A 22,765-nucleotide genomic window follows, 5' to 3' on the forward strand; every position below is an offset into this window, starting at 1 on the left:
TTTGCTGTCTGGAGTAAAGATAAAAGGGACAACAACTATTCAGGTTGCGAGAGATAGCGGCGTGAGAAAGACTGTTATCAACTGGGTCAAAGGTGAAACTGGCATACAGCTTGATCCCTCAAAAGAACTTCAATTGGTGACTTCAATAGACACAATGAGAGTGCTTTTTGCTCAAATTTCACCTGACATGTTAGAATATCCAAAGGCCCTCCAGGGAGAATACCACATAGTCTTCGAAATTAAGACTCCCGGGAATACCTCTGTGGATCTCTCAAATGCAAAATTAATTCTACCGGGAAGAACATACGGATATCTTGGAACAGATGATAAAGGTAGAGACCTTTTCGCAGGAATAGTATGGGGTTCTAGAGTGTCTCTAACCATTGGTGTTGCAACAGCAGTGCTTACAGTTCTGGTTGGTATATTCTACGGTGTAGCTGCAGCATACTTTGGAGGATGGACCGATGAAATCATGATGAGATTCCAGGAGTTCATGGCGTCAATACCAACACTACCAATCCTAATCCTCCTGGGTACTTACTTTGGAGGACACATTCAGCTCTGGCAAATTGTATTACTGCTGACGGTTTTTGGATGGGTTGGAGTTGCGAGAGTTGCGAGAAGTATGGCCTACCAGATTAAGGAGCAAACCTATGTTGAGGCTGCAATAGCTTTAGGTGCTGGAAGTGGAAGAATAATCTTCAAGCACATGATGCCACAGCTCTTGCCATACGCATTTGCTCAGATGGCACTTAGCGTTCCAGGTGCAGTTCTAGCTGAAGCTTCACTTAGCTTCCTAGGTCTTGGTGATCCAACCCAGGTGACATGGGGACAGATACTTCACGATGCCCAGAACGCGAATGCAGCGGTCAACGGTTACTGGTGGTGGGTCATTCCACCAGGACTTGCAATAGCACTAGTTGCATTCACATTCGTACTGTTAGGTACTGCATTGGATAGGATATTGAACCCAAGACTCAGGAGATTGTGAGGTGGTTTACATGGCTAAGAAGATACTTGAGGTTAAGAATCTTAAGATGTATTACTTCACTTCGAGAGGTCCAGTTAAGGCAGTTGACGATGTCACCTTTGACTTAGAAAAGGGAGAAGTCCTTGGCCTAGCTGGAGAGAGCGGATGTGGAAAGTCATCTATTGGATTTACACTAATGGGAATGCCTCAACCCCCAGGAAGAATAGTGGGGGGAAGCATAAAGATTGATGGCAGGGAAATAGTTGGTTTGCCAGAAGATGTCTTGAGAAAGGAAATAAGGTGGCAGAAGATTTCAATGATATTCCAGGGTGCAATGAACGCCCTTAACCCAGTATATACCGTTGGTTACCAAATGATTGAACCTCTAATATACCACAAGGGAATGGAGAGGGAGGAAGCTCTTGACAGGGCAATGAAGTACCTTGAAATGGTTGGTCTCGACCCAGAGGTAGTTTACAGGTATCCACACGAACTTTCAGGTGGAATGAAGCAGAGAGTAGTCATAGCAATGGCCCTCCTCCTAGAACCAGATATAGTAATTGCCGACGAGCCTACAACAGCCTTAGACGTAGTAGTCCAAGCTCAGATCATAAACCTGATGAAGAGGCTAAAGAAGAAGCTGGGACTTTCAATGATATTCATTACCCACGATTTGAGCATTCTTGCAGAGATTAGCGATAGGGTGGCGATAATGTACGCTGGAAAGATAGTGGAGATTGGGCCGAGCGAGAAGATCTACTATGAGCCAGCACACCCATACACTCAAAAACTCCTGGCCGCAATTCCAAGGTTACATGAGGACGTGGAAAAGCTTGAATTTATCCCAGGGAGCCCACCAAACTTGATTAACCCACCCAGCGGCTGTAGGTTCCACCCGAGATGTCCATACGTCATGGATAGGTGTAAGCAGGAAGAGCCTAAGCTAATTGAGGTGGACAAAGACCACTATGCAGCATGCTGGTTGTTGTGAGGTGGTAGAAATGGCCGAGCCAATCCTAAAGGTTGAAAACCTCAAGAAGTACTTCCCCGTAAGAAGAGGGCTCCTAGGAGCACTTAGAGGGGAGCCTCAAAGGTTCGTAAGAGCTGTTGATGGAGTGAGCTTTGAAGTTTACAAGCAGCAGGTTTTCGCTTTAGTTGGAGAGAGTGGGTGTGGAAAAACAACAACAGGAAAGTTGGTGATGAAGCTTCTAGAGCCAACTGATGGTAAGATTTATCTTGAGGGGCAGGATGTTACCGAACTTAGGACAAAGGAGGAGATCAAGGCTTACAGAAGAAGAGTTCAGATGATATTCCAGGATCCATTCAGCTCTATGAATCCTAGGTTTAGGATATATGATATTCTTGAGGAGCCCCTCTTGATCCACGGAATTGGTGAGACTAGGGCTGAGAGGGAAGAGCTAATTTACAAGGCTCTAGAGATGGTTAAGATAACTCCACCTGAAGACTATGTAAATAGATTCCCACACATGCTCTCTGGTGGCCAGAGGCAGAGAGTTGCAATTGCTAGGGCATTAATCCTTAATCCCACATTCGTAGTTGCAGATGAGCCAGTCTCAATGCTTGACGTTTCGATCAGAGCTGAGATTCTAGAATTAATGAAGGAGCTTAAGGAGAAAATGGGTGTTACATACCTCTACATTACCCACGACCTCTCTACAGCAAGATACTTTGCTGACTGGATTGCAGTGATGTACCTGGGAAGAATAGTTGAGATGGGACCGGCTAAGGAAGTAATTGACAATCCACTTCATCCATACACAAGAGCATTACTGGCGGCTGTTCCAGAACCAATTCCAGAGAGAAAAGATGTAATTAAAGAAATCCCAATTAAAGGTGAGGTACCAAGCGCTGTAAATGTTCCACCAGGCTGTAGGTTCCACCCGAGATGTGTGTACTTCAAGGAAGGACTGTGTGACAAGAAGGAGCCTCAGTTAGTTGAGTATTCCCACAACCACTGGGTTGAGTGCCACTTGGCAGGAAAAATCTGAAGGGGCAAAAAATGGGGCTAAAGAAAGGTATAACTTATCCCCCTCTCTTTGTTGGTCTTTTACTTCTTTTGACTTCCCTTATTTTGGCGTATTTTTCAATGTATTCTACATTTACTAAGGAGAAATTTGAAGGAACACTTGAACCGGGGGAATCTTTACTTGGTCAGGCATCTTCAATAGTTCAGATAGTAGATGGAAACCTTACCCTCTTTTCAGAAGATGCGAAAGTAACCGTATCTTGGGGGCGTAAATACGAGTCGCTTGAGCTGAAAAACAATAGTGTTACGTTAACAAATATCACTGATTTCCCCAGGGTTATTACTGATTCCCAGGTTACTTATACACTTGAAATATCTGGTTACTCCTATCCTTACTCTTGGATATCTCTTATTGCCTTTGTCACAATGATAACTGGAAGCATGCTTTCACTCTTAGGCTTTGCAAGTTATCTCCAGGGTGAGATAGAAAAAGTCAAAAAGGAGAAAAAGAAAGACACCACTGGTGGTGACGATGTATAAGGAACCTTTTGGAGTGAAGGTAGACTTTGAGACTGGAATAATTGAGGGGGCAAAGAAATCTGTAAGAAGGCTAAGCGACATGGAGGGGTACTTTGTTGATGAAAGGGCATGGAAAGAGCTTGTGGAGAAGGAGGATCCTGTAGTTTATGAGGTTTATGCAGTGGAGCAGGAAGAGAAAGAGGGAGACTTAAACTTTGCAACTACAGTTTTATACCCAGGAAAAGTAGGGAAGGAATTCTTCTTTACCAAGGGTCATTTCCACGCAAAGCTGGACAGGGCTGAGGTTTATGTGGCCTTAAAAGGCAAGGGGGGAATGCTTCTTCAAACTCCCGAGGGAGATGCTAAGTGGATATCAATGGAACCTGGAACAGTAGTTTATGTTCCCCCCTATTGGGCTCATAGGACGGTAAATATTGGTGATGAACCATTCATATTCTTGGCAATTTATCCAGCTGATGCCGGACATGACTATGGAACGATAGCTGAGAAGGGGTTCAGCAAGATTGTCATCGAGGAGAATGGAGAAGTTAAGGTTGTTGATAATCCCAGGTGGAAAAAGTAGTTAACATAAAAATGTTAAAATAATGTTTTTAAACCTCTGCTTTTTTACATTTTCTTGGTAATGAAAGATGAGATGGAGGGTTAGGGTTCTTGTTAGATTGAAGGAAGGACTCAACGATCCAGAGGGAAGAGTCATCGGAAATGCCCTCAGGAATCTCGGCTACAGGGTTGAGGAGTTAAGAGTACCGAAGTGCTTCGAGTTCATTCTTGAGAGTGACAATCCAGAAAAAGACGTTGAGGAGATGTGTAGGAGGTTGTTAGCCAACCCTTTAATTCACACTTGGGAATACACCATTGAAGAATGGTGAGAATTATGGTAAAATTTGCCGTAGTGGTGTTTCCTGGGACTAATTGCGATTTTGAAACTGTCGAGGCAATAAAAAGAGCTGGTGGGAAAGCTGAGAGAGTTTGGTATAAAGATAGCATAAAAGATTATGATGGAGTTGTTATTCCGGGAGGATTTAGTTACGCTGATTATTTGAGAGCTGGAGCAATAGCTGCTAGGCAAAGGATAATGGAGGAAATAAGAGAGCTCGCCGAAGAAGGGAGACCTATACTCGGAATATGCAATGGTTTTCAGATTCTAACTGAGGCAGGCCTTCTTCCTGGGGCTCTTAGACCAAATAAAATACCAAGGTTTTTATGCAAGTGGGTCCACTTGAAAGTTGTTGATGTTAGGACTCCTTTTACGTACCTTTACGAGGAAGGAGAAGTAGTGAGGATGCCAATAGCACATGCAGAGGGCAATTACTACATCGATGATCCCTCAAAAGTTAGGATAGTGTTTCAGTACAGTGATGAGAAGGGAAGTATTACAGAGGAAGCTAATCCCAACGGTTCTGTGTTGAATATAGCCGGAGTTGCAAATATGGAGGGAAATATTCTTGGAATGATGCCACATCCAGAAAGAGCTAGTCACTACTTCCTGGGAAGTGAAGATGGGTTAAAAGTGTTTAAGGGCATGGTTGAGTGGGTTAGGAGTTGATATTTTTCTCGCCCTGAAGGAGGCTTTTAGATTTTAACATTTTTAAGTCAAAACAAATCTTAAAAATTTAAAATTTTTACATTTTTCTGACAATAAGGAGGTGTCAAGATGTTTCCCCATGAGGAAAAGTTAATTCGTGAGAAGCTTGGAAGAGAGCCTAACGATCTCGAAAAAGCCATGCTCGAGGTCATGTGGAGTGAGCATGTCTCCTATAAGTCGAGCAGAAAATGGTTGAAGCTGTTACCCACAAAAAATGAGCACGTCATTTTGGGCCCGGGAGAAGATGCTGGAATAATTAAATTTGACGATAAAACTTGGATCGTAATTGGAATAGAGAGTCACAATCACCCTTCCGCAGTTGAACCTTACGGTGGTGCTGCTACTGGGGTTGGTGGAATAGTTAGGGATATTTTATGTATGGGGGCCAGGCCAATAGCTCTTCTTGACCCGATAAGGTTTGGCCCCTTGGAGAAGGAGAAGAACAGATATCTCTTTGAATACGTGGTTAAGGGAATAGCTGATTATGGAAATAGAATAGGTGTCCCCACTGTGGGGGGAGAAACTGAATTTGATGAAAGCTTAGATAACTACACTTTAGTTAACGTTGCTTGTATTGGAATAATGAGACCCGAGCATCTCGTTCATAGCTATGTAACTGAGCCTGGTTTAAAGCTGGTTATAGTTGGGAATAGGACTGGTAGAGATGGTATTCACGGGGTCACATTTGCTAGCGAAGAGTTGGGTGAAAATGCTGAAGAGGAGGATAGGTCAGCCGTTCAGATTCCAGATCCATTCACTGAGAAACTCTTAATTGAAGCAACGCTTGAAGCCGTTTACACTGGAAAGGTCAAAGCTCTTAAGGACTTAGGTGGGGGAGGATTGACCTGTGCCGCTTCAGAAATGGTTGGCAAGAGAGGCTTTGGTGCAATAATATATGCTGACAAAGTGCCCCTTAGAGAACCCGGGATGACTCCTCTTGAGGTAATGATTTCTGAAAGCCAGGAGAGAATGCTCTTCGCCATTAAACCTGAGGACGTTGAAGAGTTGGGGAAGATATTTGAGAAGTATGAGCTAGAATGGAGTGTTGTCGGGGAGGTTATAGAGGAGCCTAAGTTTATAGTTTATTGGAAGGGGAGAAAAGTTGCAGAGCTCCCAATAGAGCTTCTAACAAATGTACCGACTATTGAATGGCCGATGAAAGAATATAGAATCGAAGAAGACGTTGAAACTCCTCAAATCTCCCTAGAAGAAGCCTTCGAAAAAGTTTGGAGAAGTCCCAATGTAGTATCAAAGAGATGGGTTTGGGAGCAGTATGATCATGAAGTTCAAGGTAGAACTGTTATAAAGCCGGGGTTTGACTCGGCAGTTTTGAAGATAAACGAAGAGTACGGTCTAGCAATTACAGCTGATGGAAATCCGACTCACTGCTATCTAAATCCCTATCACGGTGCAATGGGAGTTGTAGTTGAGGTAGTTAGGAATCTTGTTAGTGTAGGTGCAAAACCTTTAGCCCTTGTAGACAATCTAAATTTCGCTTCTCCAGAGAGACCTGAAGTTTATTGGAGCTTCGTCGAGACGATAAAAGGTCTAGCAGACGCAGCTAAAGCTTTTGGATTGGCATATGTTAGTGGGAATGTCAGCTTTTACAACGAGGTCGTAAATAAACCTGTAAAGCCAACCCCTGTAGTTGCGGGTGTTGGAAAGGTAAAGCTTGAAAAGATTCCGAGGGGGCCTAGAGAGGGAGATTTGATTGGTTTAATAGGGGAGACCAGAAAGGAATTAGGAGGCTCAGAGCTATACAGAGTTTTGGGGGTATCTAAAGGAATTGCTCCTAGGGTGGACTTGGAGGTTGAGAAGAGAAATGCAGAAAGTGTTCTTAAATTGATTGAAGAGGGTTTAGTGAGCTTTGTTCATGATGTTTCACGTGGTGGGGTAGCAGTTGCTTTGGCAGAGCTTTCTACATGGTTTAATGTAGGAATAAAATCCGAGATAACAACATCTCTCCTTCCACTGGACTTTGCCTTCAGCGAGAGCCATGGAAGGTATATAGTGACTTTTCCAGAAGAGAACCTTGAGGCTGTGAAGAAAATAGCTCCAATAACCCTCCTGGGAAGAATTGGAGGAGAGAAGTTTGAATTGAAGATAAATGGTGAAAAAGTTAGTAAGACAGTAAAGTGGCTGTCCGATGTGCACTGGAATGAGCTGTATAGGATTATGGATTGAGTCTCTCGTGCCATCTAAGAATCAAGAACAGAAAAATGAAGAATATTACAATGTAGTAGCTCAGTTCATAGGGGAGATATCCGAGGATTCCCAGGGTGTAGACTATCGTAAGGATTAGCACAATAACTAGGAGCAATCTGTACAGCTTTTTCTTTTCCATATTTCACATCTCCAAGATCTTCTTTAGTGCTATTGGTATCTTCTCTGCTACATCGGATGCTACAAAACTCTCCCCCTTCTCCTGGGCAACTAAGTCTCCAGCGAAACCTACGAGGAATGCTCCTGCAGCTGCACTCCTTAATAAAGAGTTCTTCAAGGCTAAGAATGCTCCGACAGTTCCCGCTAATACATCTCCTGTGCCTCCTGTTGTCATTCCCCTGTTCCCTGTTTTGTTATAGAGCCACACTTCTCCATCGCTGATTATGTCATACTTTCCCTTCAGAAGAACTACTCCCCCAATTTCTCTTGCTTTTTCAATTACAATCTTGGCCTTCTCTCTGAGCCCTCCTTCTGGTTTAACCCCAAAGAGTGTCTTAAATTCCCCTGCATGCGGAGTCAAGACAAATTCCTTTCCTTTCAGAATATCCAAGTTTTCACTTACTATCTTTAGTCCATCTGCATCTATTACCAATGGTTTTGAGACTCTCTTAACAAATTCTTTTACAAAGTCCTTTGTTTCCTCCTTAATCCCTAATCCTGGGCCAAGGACAACTGCATCTACTCTTTCTGAAAGCTCGAGAGCTTTATCTATGCTCTCCAAACTCAAGTTTTCTCCTTTCACTTCCCTAACAATTAAGTTGGGATCGCTTATCTTTTTGGCAACTCTTTCGGGGGTTAGGAGATATACTAAGTCAACGAGATAACTTGCTGATTTTGCAGCTAAGTAGGGAGCGCCGTAGTAGTTCTCGCTTCCCCCTATTATGAGGAGCTTTCCATTTTGTCCCTTATGCTCTCCCCTTCTCTGAAATGCGAATTTTACGTGAGCTGGTCCAGCCAAGTGGTAGAGTTCTCTTGGATATCCGATCTTCACCACTATCCTTTCAAAGCCTGAGTATTCTTCTTTATCCCATTGGAAAGTTACGGCAAAGTCAGCTTTTACCCTTAAATTGCTTGGATACCCTGAGGGTAGGTCTATACTAACTATCTTTGCTTTTCCAGCATACTCGTTGATTTTTTCTATGGCTGACTTTATGGGTTCCTTCGGCTCGCCCCTAGTTCCAGCCCCCAGGAGGGCATCAATTATCACGTCAAATTCTTCAAGATTTAGCTCCTTTATTTGGCTGGAGTCTTTTAGAATCTCGATTTTTATAAAATCAAGATTCTTTAGTATGTTCCAATTTAGTTTTGCCTCTTCGCTTCTGATTTTACTTTCATCACCTATTAGGAATACTGTAACATCGTTCTCAAAGCTCAAATGCCTTGCAGCAACAAACCCATCTCCCCCGTTGTTTCCAGTTCCACAGAAAACAGCTATCCTTAAGTTCTTTCCAAACTTTTCCTCTATTGTTTTTGCTACACCAGCCCCAGCGTTTTCCATGAGCTGATAGGGAGTAATTCCGAGCCACTTAGCATTTATATCCCAAATGTAAACATCCTCTATCTTCATATCACACACCAAAAATAAAATAGAAGTTAGGGTTTAGAAGTCTTAGCCCAACAGTTCTAACGCATACTTAAGTATTCCTCCATGCCTTATGTATTCCACCTCTATTGGTGTCTCCACTCTAGCAATTGTCTCAAACTCTATAACTTCTCCATTCGGCTTCCTCGCTATAACCTTGATTGTTTTTCCTGGGTACAAGTCTTTCAGCCCAATTATATCGTATACCTCCTCCCCAGTTAGCCTCTTCCTAACCTCTGGATCTTTGAATTGAAGTGGCACAATTCCCATTCCAACTAAATTGCTTCTGTGTATTCTTTCGAAACTCTCTGCAATTACGGCCTTAACGCCTAAAAGAGCTGGTCCTTTGGCGGCCCAATCTCGACTGCTTCCCACCCCATACTGCTTTCCAGCTATTATTATGAGGGGGATGCCTCTCTCTTTATATCTCATGGCAGCTTCATATACACTCATTTCTTCTCCTGTGGGCCAATAGATCATCTTAAATCTGGCAAATGTGCCCCTCATCATGACTTCATGGTTTCCTCTTCTGGCTCCATATGTGTGAAGCTCTTCTGGTTTCACCCCTAGGGAGAGGAGATACCTGCCAGCAGGACTCTCTGGGTCTATTTTTCCTGCAGGACTTATGTCATCTGTGCTAATTCTATCTCCCAGGACTATTAAGGCTCTTGCTCCTTTAATATCATCAGTTATGGGGGTTAAATCAAAGAAGGGTGGTTTTCTAACATATGTGGATTTTTCATCCCACTTAAACAGTGGGCTCTCTTCGGTCTCTATGTCTTTCCATATAGAGTCCTCGAATAAGCTTGAATAGGCCTCTTTGTAGAGTTCTTCTCCTATAACTTCTTCAAGCTTTTTGACTTCTTCTTTGGTTGGGAGAATGTCCGTAAGATATACAGGCTTGCCATTGGGGTCATAGGCTAAGGGCTCGCTTGGATCAATTGTTATTTTACCCGCTATGGCAAATACAACGACCAAAGGTGGGCTAGCGAGATAGGTGTAGTCGATTTTTGAGTTTACTCTCCTCCTAAAGTTTCTGTTCCCACTGATTACCGCAGCTACTTTTATTCCTTTATCTATAACTTCCTCTACTTCCCTTTTTAGTGGACCACTGTTCCCTATACAGCTTGCACATGCATATCCATTGACATGAAATCCGAGGGCTTCGAGGTAGCTTAGCAACCCAAGCTTTTCCAAGTACTTAACAACTACTCTACTTCCTGGGGTAAATGTGGTCTTAACCCATGGTTTGGTTCTCAGCCCGAGTTCAACGGCTTTTTTGGCAACTAATGCCGCAGCTAAGATGTTATAGGGGTTTGAGGTGTTTGTACAACTTGCAATTGCAGCCAACCCAATTATTCCGTCTTCAATCTCTACTTCTCCACCATTTATTCTAATTTTTGTTTTTTTCTCAACTTTAAATGAGTTTTTAAGATCTTTGAGTCTTATCCTGTCTTCTGGATGAAATGGGCCTGCCACAGAAGGCTCGACCTTTGAGAGGTCAATCTTAACAGTTTTGTCAAATTCGGGAGTTTCTTCTCTATAGAGCATGTTGAGTTTTGCATACTTCTCAACAAGCTTTGCTTTGCTCTCCCCTCTAGTCAATCTTATGAATTTTATTGTTTCTTCGTCAATTGGGAAGTATCCCACTGTGGCTCCATTTTCTGGTGTCATATTAGCTATAACAGTTCTGTCGAATGCTGATAATGCCTCGACATTTCCAGTATACTCAAGGAATTTCCCAACCACTCCCACTTTTCTAAGCTTTTCAGTTATCGTGAGAACGATATCCGTAGGTGTTATCTCAGGACTTGGTTCTCCTTCAAGAACGACTCCAACGACCTCTGGGACTTTCATAAAATACGGTAACCCTAAGAGAGCGGCCTCGGCCTCTATCCCTCCAACACCCCATCCCAGAACTCCAATTCCATTAACCATTGGTGTGTGACTGTCCGTTCCTAGGACTGTGTCTGGATATGCAATTCCCTCTTCTAAAAACACTATTCTAGCGAGGTGTTCAACATTTATCTGGTGGATAATTCCCTTTCCAGGAGGGATGATCTTTAGATTTTCAAAAGCTTTAGATGCCCACTTTAGAAGGGAATATCTCTCCCTATTTGCTTTTAGTTCCTCCTTCATGTTTTCATAGAGGGAGTACTTGGTTCCGTGATAGAGGACTATTAGGGAGTGATCCACAACAAGTTCTACAGGAATTTTTGGGTTTACTCTACTTGGATCTTTCCCCTTTTCTTTGATGTAATCTCTCATTGCGGCCAGATCAACTATTGCTGGCACTCCTGTATAGTCCTGCATTATTATGCGGGCGGGGTAGAAGGGAATATCCCCCTTTCTCTCAAAGATGTTTTCTATATGTTCATAACTTACCACTCCATTGTTGAGATGTCTGAGAATATTTTCAGCAAGAATTCTGAGAGAATAGGGAAGGGAATGAACATCAAACCCTTCCTTTTCCAACTTATTTAAGCTGTAAAATTTTATTCCATCCTTCTCTTCTAAATACATCTACTTATTCCCCCTCAATTTCTTTTATGACTTCCTGAATGAATTCTTCCGTTGAAAGAGCTTTTTCTCCTCTCGCTAGGTCGGGAGTTACTTTACCCTTCTCTATCGTTTTCCTTAGAGAAGCTCTAATTAACTCAGCCGCTTCTACCCAGCCGAGATATTCGAGAAGAAGTGCTGCACTTAAAATGGCCGCTGAGGGGTTTGCTATTCCTTTTCCAGCGATGTCTGGGGCCGTGCCGTGGACTGGTTCTGCTATTGCTATGTAATCTCCAACATTTATCCCAGCTGCCATTCCAACTCCTCCAACTAAGGCCGCAGCAGCATCACTGAGGTAATCTCCGTTTAAGTTTGGAGTCACTATAATGTCATACTCCCAGGGTCTGAGAATTATCTGTTGGAGCATATTATCTGCTATCTTGTCATCAACTAGAATTTTGCCTTCTTCTGGTTTGCCTATGCTTACGTATTCGGAAAACTCCTTTTCAGCAACTTCAAATGCCCAGTTTCTGAATGCTCCTTCTGTAAACTTCATTACATTTCCTTTATGCATTATTGTAACTCTCTTTCTTCCCTTTTCTATGGCCCATTTTATTGCTTTTCTCACTATTCTTTGAGTTGCAAACTTGGAAATTGGTTTTAGTGTAATTCCAGAGTCCTCTCTTATCTCTATTCCAAATTCATTTTTTAGGAACTCCCTGAGTTTTTGAGCCTCTCTACTATAAGCCTCCCATTCTATTCCAGCATAAACATCTTCCGTGTTCTCCCTAAATATTATTAAGTCCACTTTGTCGGCATATGGATAGACAGTTGGGACTCCATAGTATTTGATTGGTCTTATGTTTGCATAAAGATCGAACATCTTCCTTAATGCCACGTTTATACTCCTATGTCCCGTCCCTATTGGTGTCTCCATGGGTCCTTTGAGTGCGACCTTTACCTCCGCGATCCCTTTTACCGTTTCTTCAGGAAGAAGTTTTCTAACTTTCTGGAGGGCTTCTTTTCCAGCAAGTAACTTCCACCAAACAATTCTTCTCTTTCCTTTGTATGCAGTTTCGACGGCCTTGTCAACTACTTTAATCGCTGCTGGGATAACTTCTCTCCCAATTCCATCACCTTCTATATAGGCAACTATGGGCTCATTAGGGATCTTTAGAGAGCCGTTGACAACTTCAATAACTTTTCCTTCTTGTGGAAGTCTAATGCTCATTTTATCTACCTCCTTAATTCTATGGGTAGGTACTTCTTTCCTATTTCTCCTACATACTGCAACCTGGGTCTAATAATTCTATTGTGAGAAACATACTCAGCTAAATGAGCAGTCCATCCCGCAATTCTACCCATTGCAAATATTGTTGTGTAAAGCTCTATTGGAATCTTCATTCCATAGAAAACTAATCCTGACCAGTAGTCAACATTTATACTAATTCCTTTTTTGCTTAGGTATTCTTCTACTAACCTCTCTAATCTTTCAGCTATCTCGAAGAGCTTTTTATCTCCTAATTTGGAGGCATATTTTTTAAATATTCTAGCCCTTGGATCATAGGTTTTATACACCCTATGACCAGCACCCATTATTTTTCTCTTCTGCTGAAGAGCCTTAAAGAACCATTCTTCTACTTTCTCGGGAGATCCTATTTCCATAAACTGTTTTATGGCCTCCTCTACTGCACCTCCATGGATTGGGCCCTTTAAAGCTCCTATTCCCGCGAGGATGGCTGAATAGTAGTCGCTAAGAGTAGAGCCAACGGTCATTACTGCTAAAGTCGATGCGTTAATTTCATGTTCAGCATATAGAATTAGGGCCACATCCATGGCTTTCTCCCATTCTTTGGGGGGTTCTTCACCGTGGAGCATGTATAGGAAATTTGCTGCATGACTAAGTTTTTCTTTTGGAGGAACATATTCGAGACCATTCTTAATTCTATACCAATTAGCTACTATTGTTGGTATCTTTGCAGTTACACTAATTCCTATCCTGTAAACTTCTTCAGGGGTTACTGGAATGTCTCCACTATCGTCAATGTTTCCTAGATATGAGATTATGGTTCTTAAAGCGCCCATTGGGTGAGTATTTTTAGGTAGTGCTTCCATTATTTCTATAACTTCTTTTGGAAGGCCTCTACTTTTTGCTAGCTCTTTTTTGAAATTCTCTAGTTCACTTAGGGATGGTAATTTTCCCCACCAGAGGAGATACACCACTTCCTCAAACGTGCTTAACTCTGCTAGCTCTTCTACACTGTATCCTCTGTAGTATAGCTTTCCCTCTTTTCCATCGATATAGCATATATTTGTTTGATCTATGTAGACATCTTCTAGACCTTTAGCAAGGTATTTTTCCGTATTCATCACCTCTGAAAATGTTTCGTAGAGATATTATTTATAATGATATTGCAAAAATATCGGGACAATGTTCAACATTTGTGGACATATGTAAAACAAAATTTTGAATATGTGATAACTATTATGAGAAAACGATGAACAAATTTATTATTCGTTTTGATCTAAGTATATAGAAAATTTTTTGAAATTATGATGATTTTTTCTAAAAATTTTCGATATAGATGAACATATATTTGCTCAATGTATATGTATGAATAAAAGTGTAATTTTCCTAAAATATTTCAACATTATATAGAAAAACATAAAAGCACGTATGTATGCATTAGTGAGTTGGGACAAGGTAAGGGGGAGGGGATTTCTAGATGCTCAAATATAGAGATGAAAAGGACATCTCCGCCTGTGGAATATTTGGAATTATGGATAGGAAAGGGAGAAGGTTTAATGGCAAGTTGGTTATAGAGGCCATGTCTCAGATGAAAGTTAGGGGAAATGGGTTGGGAGCTGGTTTTGCTGTTTATGGATTGTATAAAAAGTTCAAGGAGTATTATGCTTTTCATGTAATGATTTATGACAAAGATGGGAGAGAGAAATTGGAAAAATTTCTCTCTACGAACTTTGATATTGTATACGTTGATGAAATTCCTGTAAATGATAAGGCAAAAGTAATTGATCCTCCTAAATTTATGAGATATTTTGTAGCTCCTAGAAAGAAGGGAACTGAAAAAGTCCTCAACGATGATGATTTTGTTGTCAAAAAGGTTATGTACATAAACAGGGCGATTCCTGGGGTTTATGTAATATCATCAGGGAAAAACATGGGAGTTTTTAAGGGAGTTGGATTTCCCGAAGATATAGCCGATTATTTCATGATCGAAGAATATAAGGGATATATTTGGACAGCTCATACTCGTTTTCCCACTAATACTCCCGGATGGTGGGGTGGGGCTCACCCATTTAGCATATTGGATTGGAGTGTAGTTCACAATGGAGAAATTAGCTCTTATGGAACTAACAAGAGATATTTAGAAATGTATGGTTATTACAGCACTTTGCAAACTGATACGGAGGTCATAACTTATATCTTTGATCTCCTAGTTAGGAGGCAAGGCCTTCCTATTGAAGTTGTTTCTAAAATCTTAGCTCCTCCAATGTGGGAAGAAATCGATAGAATGCCAGAGAAAGAGAAAAAATTCTACAAGGCACTTAGAATGGTATATTCTCCTATACTTCTCAATGGCCCCTGGGCGATAATAGTAGCGAGGCACGGGGAAATGATAGGACTTACCGACAGGATTAGACTTAGGCCTCTTACTGTGGCTGAGAAAAAGAGCTTTTTGATAATCTCTTCAGAAGAAGCCCCGATAAGGTATCTGTTTAGAGATGTTGACAGGATTTACACTCCCTATGGAGGTGAACTAGTAGTAGGTAAGCTAGAGGAAGACATTAAAAAATTTGTGGGGGAGAGCCAATGAGAACCCATGTTCTCCCAGAATTTCTGGTTGAAAGAGATGACAAGAGGTGTATAAAGTGTGGTGCGTGTATATACCAATGCCCCTTTGGAGTTTACAAATGGAATGCTGATAAAAGTGATATTACAATTGACTATACAAAGTGTGTTGGTTGTCAAAGATGCGTTGTGTTCTGTCCCACAGATGCTTTAATTGTGAGACCTTATCCGGGCTCTTATAAACCCAATGCGTATTGGAATAGAGAGGTTATATCTGATATAAAGAGACAGGCTGAGGGAGGAGGAGTTTTATTAACTGGGACAGGTAATGATAAACCTTACAAAGTCTATTTTGACCACATACTTCTTAATGCTTCTCAAGTTACCAATCCTCCTATAGATCCGCTAAGAGAACCTATTGAACTCAGAACGTTTATTGGGGGCAAGCCAGAAAAATTAGAAGTGGATTTAGAAAATATCGAGATAAAAACAGAAATTCCTCCTAACATAGAAATAGAGGTTCCAATTATGTTTGCAGGCATGAGCTACGGTGCTTTAAGCTACAACGCTTTTCTTGCAATAGCTATGGCTGCTAAGGAATTTGGAACTATGTTTAGTACAGGAGAAGGTGGTTTGCCCAGGGAGCTTAGGAGGAAATATGGTGATCATGCAATAGTTCAAGTTGCAAGTGGAAGGTTTGGGGTTGATCCTGATTACCTAAATTCGGCTGCAGCAATTGAGATAAAAATTGGCCAGGGAGCAAAGCCAGGAATAGGTGGTCATCTTCCTGGGGAAAAAGTTACAGAAGGAATAGCTAGAACACGTATGATACCTCCTGGGACTGATGCAATATCTCCAGCTCCCCATCATGATATATACTCAATTGAAGACTTAGCTACGTTGATACACGCAATAAAAGAAGCAACAAATTATGAAAAGCCGGTATTTGTTAAAGTTGCTGCAGTTCACAATATAGCAGCAATAGCAAGTGGAATAGCAAGGGCTGGAGCTGATGCGATAGTTATAGATGGATTTAGAGGAGGCACTGGGGCGGCACCAAAGAGAATTAGAGACAACGTTGGGATACCAATTGAGCTGGCCTTAGCTTCCGTGGATAGGAGATTGAGAGAGGAAGGAATTAGGAATAGGGTATCGTTAATAGTTTCTGGGGGAATTAGAAACGCTGCCGACGTTGTCAAAGCTATAGCACTTGGAGCGGATGCAGTGTACATTGGAACTGCAGCTTTGATTGCAATCGGATGTACAATGTGTCAGAAGTGCTATACGGGGAAATGTCCTTGGGGAATAACAACTCAAGATCCTATTCTTTCGAGAAGATTGGATCCAAATGAGGCCTCAAAGAGACTAATTAATCTTTTGAAGGCCTGGAGTTTGGAAATAAAAGAAATGCTTGGGGCTATGGGCATAAATGCCATAGAAAGTTTGAGAGGAAATAGGGAACATCTAAGAGGAATTGGGTTGGAGAAATGGGAGCTTGAAGTATTAGGAATTAAGGGGGCGGGAGAATGAGCACGGCCGAAGTTTTGAACCCTTATATATTTGGAGTTAGACCTATAGAGGTTCTTAAAAGACAGGTAAAGGTTGAAGGAGAAAGAGCAACTATTGATGCAAAAGGATTGAACCATAAAGAAATTAACGACTTGATAAGAGAGTGTGCAATTAGTGGGATTAAGGAGATAGTATTAAAAAACGTTTATGGACAGAGGTTCATTGGGACTAGAGTAAGCTTAAATGAATTTAGGCTAAGAATACTCATACATGGGTTCCCTGGGAATGATTTGGGAGCATTTTTAGCTAAACATGAAATAATAGTGTATGGTAATGCCCAGGATGGCGTTGGGAATACAATGGATAGTGGAAGAATAATAATTCATGGGAGGGCTGGAGACGTTTTGGGATTGGGCATGAGAGGAGGAGAAATATTTGTCAGGGATGAAGTTGGGTACAGGGCTGCGATACACATGAAAGGATATGAAGACAAGATTCCAACAATTGTCATTGGAAAAACAGCTCAGGATTTCTTGGGAGAATATATGGCTGGTGGAAGAGTAATAGTGTTAGGGTTGGGAGTAGAGAAGCATAGAATGAGGTACATTGGGACAGGAATGCATGGAGGGAAAATATACATAAGGGGAAAGGTTGAAAAACATCAGCTAGCAAAGGAAGTTACTTTTGGAGAAATAACTGATGAGGACTTAGAAATATTGGAAAAATACGTTACTGAATTCTGTAACATCTTTGGTTGTGAACAAGATGAAATACTTGGAGATAGCTTTACCCTCATCGTTCCGAAAAGCAAGAGGCCCTATGGAAATTTGTATTCTGGAGATTAGTTTCATTTGCAACTAATTTTTAATTTCTTGAAACATTAATTACAAAACAATTAAAAGACTGTTCTTAATGGATCCACTTGGTGATAAATGTGAGAATAGTGTTGGCTTATTCAGGTGGATTGGATACTTCGGTGATACTAAAACTAATGCAGGAAAAGCTGGGAGCTGAAGTAATAACTGTTACTGTTGATGTTGGGCAGAAGGATGACTTCGAAAAAATAGAAGAGAAGGCCTACAAGTTTGGTGCCGTGAAGCACTACTACATAGATGCCAAGGAGGAATTCGCCGAGAACTATGTTTGTAAAGCTATAAAAGCAAATGCTCTTTACGAAAATGCGTATCCTCTTTCAACGGCCCTAGCTAGGCCTCTTATAGTAGAAAAGTTAGTTGAGGTTGCAAAGAAGGAGGGGGCTGGAATAATAGCTCATGGTTGTACAGGAAAGGGAAATGATCAGGTGCGCTTTAACCTAGGAATTAAGGCCTTGATGCCTGAGGCTGAAATTCTCCAGCCAGTAGCTGAGTGGAACCTTACAAGGGATTGGGAAATGGAGTATGCAAAGAAGCATGGAATTCCTGTAAGTGACAAGATATATAGCATAGATGAAAACATCTGGGGAAGGAGCATTGAAGGTGGGGTACTTGAAGATCCATCAATAGAACCTCCAGAAGAGGTCTTTGAATGGACAGTATCTATAGAAAAAGCTCCAGACAAACCAGAATATGTGACTATTGGCTTTGAAAATGGAGTTCCAGTTTCACTTAATGGGGAAAAAATGAAGCTTCTCGAGCTAATTCTAAAGCTCAACGAAATCGCTGGTAAGCATGGGGTTGGAAGGATTGACCATATTGAGGATAGGAGTGTTGGGATTAAGAGCAGGGAGGTTTATGAAGCCCCTGCGGCTGTTACTCTAATAAAGGCTCATCAGGACTTAGAAAAGTTAACTTTAACAAAGTGGGTTATAGAATTCAAGAGTATAGTGGACTCTAAGTGGTCTTGGCTTGTATATAATGGCCTATGGTATGAACCACTTAGGTTAGCCTTAGAAGGGTTCATAGATGAAGCTGAAAAGGCTGTCAACGGCGAAGTTACAGTCAAGCTGTGGAAAGGAAATGCAATTGTCGTTGGAAGGAAATCGGACAATGCCCTCTACGATGTAAAGATGGCAACTTATGAAAAGTTCAGCACATTTGATCAGAAGCTTGCAAAGGGATTCATAGAGCTCTTTGGAATGCAGAGTGTTCTAGCTTATAATATGCTTCATGGAGTCCACTCCACCTCAAATATTTCGGAAATTAAAGAGGCAATAAAGACTTTGGAGTGACATGGTGGGAAATATGTACAGAAAGGCCTTGTTAGGGTCTACTAGGCTTGACATTCTCTCTTACATTTCTTCCATGGAGGAGGATAGGGAGATTGTTGAGGAGGTTATAGAGTGCCTTATTGCCCACGTTAAAGGTTTAATTCATTCAAAATTAATTCCCGAAGAAGAAGGAGAGAAAATTCTAAAGGCATTGGAGGAGTTGAGAGCTTCAAAAGAAGCTTTATTTTCAATCGAAGCAGAAGATATTCATGAAGCCATAGAGATTTACCTCAAGGAAAAGCTAGGAAAAACGGGAGGATACCTGCCCCTGGGAAGGAGCAGGAATGACCATGTGGTATGCGCTTTAAGGCTAAAAGCAAAGAAGGCTCTTGTGGAGGAAATTGGCTTAATTTTAGAGCTTAGGAAGGCCTTAATTAAGAAGGCGGAGGAAAACGTTTATACACTTATGCCACTCTTCACTCACCTTCAACCAGCTCAACCCTCAACTTTTGCTCACTATCTCTCAGCCATAATAGAAGAACTAGAAGATATCACAAAGATCTTGTTTAGTGGATTGGGGATTGTAGACAAATCCTCCTTGGGAGCTGGAGCCATTGGGGGAACTTCGGTTCTGTTAGATAGGGGGTATATGGGTGGAATTCTATTTTCCGATATTATCACTAATTCTCTCTATGCAACCAGTAGCAGGACATTTTTACTATATTCATGCTTTCTAAGTGTTCTTATCTCCATTGCTCTATCAAGGATAGCGGAAGATTTCGTAATATTCTCAACTCCAAACTTTGGCTACATAAAGCTTCCTAATGAGCATCTTTCGACAAGTAGTATGATGCCTCAAAAGAAGAACCCAGTAACTATGGAGGTTGCTAGGGCATGGGCAGGCGAGGCTATTGGTCATTTAGTGGCTATGATGAGCATATTAAAAGCCTTGCCTAGTGGATATAACTTGGATATGCAAGAAGTAAATAAGCACGCTTTTGCATTATTCAGCGGGACTATAAAAACCCTCAAAATCTTTGTTGATGCAATGAAAAGGGTTGAAGTTAATAAAGAAAACATGAAAAAGGACTGTGACATCTTTCCAATTTTAGCCACAGATTATGCAGAAAAAATTGCAATGAACACTGGAAGGCCCTATAGGGAGGTATACATGGAAGTTGCCTCGATAATTGGGGAACATGAGAGCACGGAAAAAATATATTCTGAGCTGTCTTCGAAATATGGCATCTCAATCTCCCTTGAAGAGGGAATAAAGAAGCCTGTTGTTGGTTCGCCGAATCCTGAAGATGTTCTTGAATTCTTAGAAAAAGCGAAAAAGAACGTTGAAAAAGATGAGAAAAAGCTTGAGGAGTTGAGGCAGAATGAAAATAGGGATAACGTTTACAATCCTTAGAAAAGAGGAGCTTATGTTGAAGAATAAGGCTAAAGAATTTGGGGAAGTTGTAATGATAAATGATAGAGAAGTTGTCTTCCCAGGTAGATACGATGTTGATGTTGTTATAATAAGAGATATAAGCCATTTCAAAGCTCTCTATATTTCAAAGTTATTTGAAGAAGCAGGTGTTCCAGTTGTTAATCCGCACTGGGTAATTTATGAGGCTGGAGATAAGTTGCTGGCAACCTTAAGGTTGGAAAAGAAGGTTCCAGTTCCCAGGTGGGCCGTGGCTTTTGATAAAGACTCCGCAATAAGGGCAACAAAAGAGCTTGGATATCCTGTTGTTGTTAAACCAGTCTTTGGTAGCTGGGGAAGATTAGTGGCGAAAATTCAAGATGAATTCTCTGCAGAAGGAATATTTGAGCATAGGGAGTGGATGGGGAATCCTCTCTACAAGATATACTACATCCAGAAATATGTCGAAAAACCTGGAAGGGACATTAGAGCAATTGTAATAGGAGGAGAGTTTATAACCGCTATATACAGGTATTCTGATCACTGGATTACAAATGCTGCAAGAGGAGCAAAGGCAGAACCCTGTAATGATGAAGAAGTTATGGATATAGCAGTTAAAGCCTGGGAAGCTTTTGGTGAAGGGGCTTTGGCGATAGACATATTTGAAAGTCCTGAGGGATTGTTGGTGAATGAAGTTAACCCAATCATGGAATTTAAGCTAGCTTACGAAACGACGAATGCTGATATTCCTGGGAAGTTAGTTGAGTATGCAGTTAACTATGCAAAGAGTTAGTATGCCTCGGCAAGTATTGGCCTTGTTGTCCATTTGTGCTCCTCTACTTCAATTCTAATGTCGAGAGGCTCGAGCTTTTTAACTTCGAATCCTCTCTTTTTCCCCCACTTCTCTATCTGCCTAAGCACGACCCTTACACCCAATCTTGCTAGTGGGTAAAACGGAATTAGGAATAAAGAACCTTTCATAACCTTTGGTAGTCCCTTAACTATTTCTCTAGCCATGTGTTTCCATGCGTAGTATAGGTGAAGGAACTGTCCATAAGTAATCATGTCTTCAACCCTATAGAATTCCTCTCCTTTTAGTACTCCCATTGGGACAAATGCGAGAGGGGTAACTGTGAAGTGAGCCCTGTTTCCAAGCTTTTCTTCTAGCTCCTTCTCCATGGTTATGATGAGTCTGGCTGTCATTATTTCAGCATCGTCATTATCTCCTGGGAGACCGAGAATTGTTGTGTATGCTGGGAACCAATAGTTTTTGTTAAATACATAAGTGGCATTTAATAATACCCAGGGCCACTCTTCTGGAGAGAATGGCTTCATTTTGTTGTTCATTAATTTTCCAATTATCTCTGGATCAGCTGTTTCCATTCCTACTTGAATTCCAATCCAATGGGTGTCACTTGCCTCGACAATTCTCGAGATCTCCTCGATCATTCCTGGGACTGCTAAAGCTCCTGAAGCTGTTCCGTGAGTTGGATTTACGTTTTTTGTATATTTCCTCGCCATTTCAAAAAGTTCGATTACAGCATCAGCATTCGGATAAAAGTTTTTCCTGTCCTCAACTTTGTAGAGAAAGATGTCCTCACTGTGGAGCCAGGCATGATCAATTCCAGCGTTTATGTTAATTTGAATTTCTTTTTCTATGTTTTCAATAGGAATGAATCTTGCCACTCTTAAGTTTGGCTCACAGAACCTGCAGCCTCTACCGCATCCTCTCATAACTTCTACCAGCCCTTTGTACGAAGGAGCAACTATAGTTGGAATTTCCTCTACTTTTGGCCAACCCTTAACGAAAATAGTGTCTTCTGCTTCTCCTTCCATAATCTTATTAACTAAATCACATATAACATGCTCAACTTCCCCAATTACTACATGATCTATCTTTAGCTTTTCTCTCTCTTCCCTCCTCATTTCTAATTGCCATGCTCCAGGTCCACCAACAACGATTTTGAAGTCTAACTTTTTCTTCTCTCTAATTTCGTTTATCTTACCGATTAGCTCCCTGAACTTAACTGATGTATAGTTCCTCCACTGTCCCCCATTAGTGAACATCATGCTAACGGGTCCTAGGCCTAGAGGATCCATTTCATAAAGTCCCACTATTTCTGTGTCTTTGTCCAAGAACATCTCAATCTTTCTGGGATGAGCTACAACAACCTCATTCCTGGGGAAGCATCTGAGTAGTGCCGCTTCTACTTTTCTCAACCCATATGGGGCTTGAGTGAGCACACCATTGTCGTCAGGTATTTGAGTGTCTAAAAGTCTGAACACCCACTTTGGAAGCTTATCATATGGAGCACAACCAAGGAAATCGAGGAGAGGAACGTTTCTGTATGTGCTCGTTAACGTTTCATCAGTTGTTAGCACAATCTTTGCCATCGTTATTACCTCCTCTATGAAAGAAAAATTTCATACTTAAAAACATTACGCTGGTAATGAAGTAAAAATGTCAAGAGTTGTCATAATTTGAGACAGTTATTTCTGTAA

General features: G+C 41.3%; 20 protein-coding genes. 14 read left to right on the forward strand and 6 right to left on the reverse strand.

All coding sequences use genetic code 11. The features are described from left to right. The 8 genes from PWP39_RS02215 to purL all read left to right on the forward strand — a co-directional run. The coding region (locus PWP39_RS02215; protein WP_288072306.1) for an ABC transporter permease at positions 1–991 on the forward strand (991 nt) is incomplete at its 5' end. A 10-nt stretch (positions 992–1,001) separates the two neighbouring features. Then, positions 1,002–1,961 (forward strand): ABC transporter ATP-binding protein, encoded by a 960-nt coding sequence (locus PWP39_RS02220; protein ID WP_011011306.1) that lies wholly within the window; start codon positions 1,002–1,004, stop codon positions 1,959–1,961. 10 nt (positions 1,962–1,971) lie between these two features. Then, positions 1,972–2,979, forward strand: a complete 1,008-nt coding sequence (locus PWP39_RS02225; protein ID WP_288072309.1) for an ABC transporter ATP-binding protein — start codon at positions 1,972–1,974, stop codon at positions 2,977–2,979. Between the two features lie 11 nt (positions 2,980–2,990). After that, a complete protein-coding gene (locus PWP39_RS02230) occupies positions 2,991–3,497 on the forward strand; it encodes a hypothetical protein (protein ID WP_288072312.1) in 507 nt (168 codons plus the stop codon). Further along, complete coding sequence (gene pgiA / locus PWP39_RS02235; protein ID WP_011011309.1) at positions 3,490–4,059, forward strand: glucose-6-phosphate isomerase; 570 nt, start codon at positions 3,490–3,492, stop codon at positions 4,057–4,059. Before PWP39_RS02230 ends, pgiA begins: the two co-directional genes overlap by 8 nt. A gap of 67 nt (positions 4,060–4,126) precedes the next feature. Continuing rightward, a complete protein-coding gene (gene purS / locus PWP39_RS02240) occupies positions 4,127–4,366 on the forward strand; it encodes a phosphoribosylformylglycinamidine synthase subunit PurS (RefSeq protein ID WP_011011310.1) in 240 nt (79 codons plus the stop codon). Positions 4,367–4,371: 5 nt separating this feature from the next. Beyond that, positions 4,372–5,043, forward strand: a complete 672-nt coding sequence (purQ, locus tag PWP39_RS02245; RefSeq protein ID WP_014835081.1) for a phosphoribosylformylglycinamidine synthase I — start codon at positions 4,372–4,374, stop codon at positions 5,041–5,043. A 108-nt stretch (positions 5,044–5,151) separates the two neighbouring features. Further along, positions 5,152–7,266, forward strand: a complete 2,115-nt coding sequence (gene purL / locus PWP39_RS02250; RefSeq protein WP_288072318.1) for a phosphoribosylformylglycinamidine synthase subunit PurL — start codon at positions 5,152–5,154, stop codon at positions 7,264–7,266. On the opposite strand, the gene PWP39_RS02255 is transcribed toward purL, so the two are convergent. The 5 genes from PWP39_RS02255 to gltA are packed head-to-tail and all read right to left on the reverse strand — an operon-like array spanning position 7,256 to position 13,756. Continuing rightward, entirely contained in the window at positions 7,256–7,426 is a 171-nt protein-coding gene (locus PWP39_RS02255; protein ID WP_014835082.1) for a hypothetical protein, read from the reverse strand. The two genes, purL and PWP39_RS02255, sit on opposite strands and share 11 nt — an antisense overlap. Before the next feature lie 3 nt (positions 7,427–7,429). Beyond that, positions 7,430–8,872 carry a bifunctional ADP-dependent NAD(P)H-hydrate dehydratase/NAD(P)H-hydrate epimerase gene (locus PWP39_RS02260; protein WP_011011313.1) on the reverse strand — a complete coding sequence of 481 codons (1,443 nt, stop codon included), beginning with the start codon at positions 8,870–8,872 and terminating at the stop codon, positions 7,430–7,432. Positions 8,873–8,914: 42 nt separating this feature from the next. Further along, complete coding sequence (acnA, locus tag PWP39_RS02265) at positions 8,915–11,410, reverse strand: aconitate hydratase AcnA (protein WP_011011314.1); 2,496 nt, start codon at positions 11,408–11,410, stop codon at positions 8,915–8,917. A gap of 4 nt (positions 11,411–11,414) precedes the next feature. Continuing rightward, a complete protein-coding gene (locus PWP39_RS02270; protein WP_288072323.1) occupies positions 11,415–12,617 on the reverse strand; it encodes an NADP-dependent isocitrate dehydrogenase in 1,203 nt (400 codons plus the stop codon). A gap of 5 nt (positions 12,618–12,622) precedes the next feature. Next, positions 12,623–13,756 (reverse strand): citrate synthase, encoded by a 1,134-nt coding sequence (gene gltA, locus PWP39_RS02275; RefSeq protein ID WP_011011316.1) that lies wholly within the window; start codon positions 13,754–13,756, stop codon positions 12,623–12,625. Positions 13,757–14,112: 356 nt separating this feature from the next. On the opposite strand from gltA, the gene PWP39_RS02280 reads away from it, so the two are divergent. From PWP39_RS02280 to lysX, 6 genes are all read left to right on the forward strand, one after another. Next, positions 14,113–15,222 carry a class II glutamine amidotransferase gene (locus tag PWP39_RS02280; protein WP_011011317.1) on the forward strand — a complete coding sequence of 370 codons (1,110 nt, stop codon included), beginning with the start codon at positions 14,113–14,115 and terminating at the stop codon, positions 15,220–15,222. Continuing rightward, positions 15,219–16,727 carry a glutamate synthase-related protein gene (locus PWP39_RS02285; RefSeq protein ID WP_011011318.1) on the forward strand — a complete coding sequence of 503 codons (1,509 nt, stop codon included), beginning with the start codon at positions 15,219–15,221 and terminating at the stop codon, positions 16,725–16,727. Before PWP39_RS02280 ends, PWP39_RS02285 begins: the two co-directional genes overlap by 4 nt. Then, positions 16,724–17,551, forward strand: coding sequence for a GltB/FmdC/FwdC-like GXGXG domain-containing protein (locus PWP39_RS02290; RefSeq protein WP_011011319.1), 828 nt, complete (start codon positions 16,724–16,726; stop codon positions 17,549–17,551). Before PWP39_RS02285 ends, PWP39_RS02290 begins: the two co-directional genes overlap by 4 nt. Before the next feature lie 89 nt (positions 17,552–17,640). Beyond that, positions 17,641–18,873: an argininosuccinate synthase gene (locus tag PWP39_RS02295; RefSeq protein WP_011011320.1), complete on the forward strand. Its 1,233-nt coding sequence runs from the start codon at positions 17,641–17,643 to the stop codon at positions 18,871–18,873. Between the two features lie 13 nt (positions 18,874–18,886). Continuing rightward, positions 18,887–20,266 carry an argininosuccinate lyase gene (gene argH, locus PWP39_RS02300; RefSeq protein WP_011011321.1) on the forward strand — a complete coding sequence of 460 codons (1,380 nt, stop codon included), beginning with the start codon at positions 18,887–18,889 and terminating at the stop codon, positions 20,264–20,266. Next, positions 20,235–21,056 (forward strand): lysine biosynthesis protein LysX, encoded by an 822-nt coding sequence (lysX, locus tag PWP39_RS02305; protein WP_014835083.1) that lies wholly within the window; start codon positions 20,235–20,237, stop codon positions 21,054–21,056. The genes argH and lysX overlap by 32 nt, the downstream gene beginning before the upstream one ends. Here the strand turns inward: lysX and PWP39_RS02310 are convergent. Then, the gene (locus tag PWP39_RS02310; protein WP_288072332.1) at positions 21,053–22,657 is read right to left on the reverse strand and encodes a B12-binding domain-containing radical SAM protein; all 1,605 of its coding nucleotides are present in this window, start codon (positions 22,655–22,657) and stop codon (positions 21,053–21,055) included. The two genes, lysX and PWP39_RS02310, sit on opposite strands and share 4 nt — an antisense overlap. Positions 22,658–22,765 lie beyond the last annotated feature (108 nt).

It is taken from the genome of Pyrococcus sp., from assembly GCF_030153625.1.
In the GTDB taxonomy this organism is placed as follows: domain Archaea; phylum Methanobacteriota_B; class Thermococci; order Thermococcales; family Thermococcaceae; genus Pyrococcus; species Pyrococcus furiosus.

Excerpts from the sequence above, each read along its gene's own strand:
- lysX (WP_014835083.1), top strand. The coding sequence starts at position 20,235 with ATGAAAATAGGGATAACGTTTACAATCCTTAGAAAAGAGGAGCTTATG.
- PWP39_RS02285 (WP_011011318.1), top strand. The coding sequence starts at position 15,219 with ATGAGAACCCATGTTCTCCCAGAATTTCTGGTTGAAAGAGATGACAAG.
- PWP39_RS02290 (WP_011011319.1), top strand. The coding sequence starts at position 16,724 with ATGAGCACGGCCGAAGTTTTGAACCCTTATATATTTGGAGTTAGACCT.
- acnA (WP_011011314.1), bottom strand. The coding sequence starts at position 11,410 with ATGTATTTAGAAGAGAAGGATGGAATAAAATTTTACAGCTTAAATAAG.
- PWP39_RS02310 (WP_288072332.1), bottom strand. The coding sequence starts at position 22,657 with ATGGCAAAGATTGTGCTAACAACTGATGAAACGTTAACGAGCACATAC.
- purQ (WP_014835081.1), top strand. The coding sequence starts at position 4,372 with ATGGTAAAATTTGCCGTAGTGGTGTTTCCTGGGACTAATTGCGATTTT.
- pgiA (WP_011011309.1), top strand. The coding sequence starts at position 3,490 with ATGTATAAGGAACCTTTTGGAGTGAAGGTAGACTTTGAGACTGGAATA.
- PWP39_RS02225 (WP_288072309.1), top strand. The coding sequence starts at position 1,972 with ATGGCCGAGCCAATCCTAAAGGTTGAAAACCTCAAGAAGTACTTCCCC.
- argH (WP_011011321.1), top strand. The coding sequence starts at position 18,887 with ATGTACAGAAAGGCCTTGTTAGGGTCTACTAGGCTTGACATTCTCTCT.
- PWP39_RS02270 (WP_288072323.1), bottom strand. The coding sequence starts at position 12,617 with ATGAGCATTAGACTTCCACAAGAAGGAAAAGTTATTGAAGTTGTCAAC.
- PWP39_RS02220 (WP_011011306.1), top strand. The coding sequence starts at position 1,002 with ATGGCTAAGAAGATACTTGAGGTTAAGAATCTTAAGATGTATTACTTC.
- gltA (WP_011011316.1), bottom strand. The coding sequence starts at position 13,756 with ATGAATACGGAAAAATACCTTGCTAAAGGTCTAGAAGATGTCTACATA.
- PWP39_RS02260 (WP_011011313.1), bottom strand. The coding sequence starts at position 8,872 with ATGAAGATAGAGGATGTTTACATTTGGGATATAAATGCTAAGTGGCTC.
- purL (WP_288072318.1), top strand. The coding sequence starts at position 5,152 with ATGTTTCCCCATGAGGAAAAGTTAATTCGTGAGAAGCTTGGAAGAGAG.
- PWP39_RS02230 (WP_288072312.1), top strand. The coding sequence starts at position 2,991 with ATGGGGCTAAAGAAAGGTATAACTTATCCCCCTCTCTTTGTTGGTCTT.
- PWP39_RS02255 (WP_014835082.1), bottom strand. The coding sequence starts at position 7,426 with ATGGAAAAGAAAAAGCTGTACAGATTGCTCCTAGTTATTGTGCTAATC.
- PWP39_RS02280 (WP_011011317.1), top strand. The coding sequence starts at position 14,113 with ATGCTCAAATATAGAGATGAAAAGGACATCTCCGCCTGTGGAATATTT.
- purS (WP_011011310.1), top strand. The coding sequence starts at position 4,127 with ATGAGATGGAGGGTTAGGGTTCTTGTTAGATTGAAGGAAGGACTCAAC.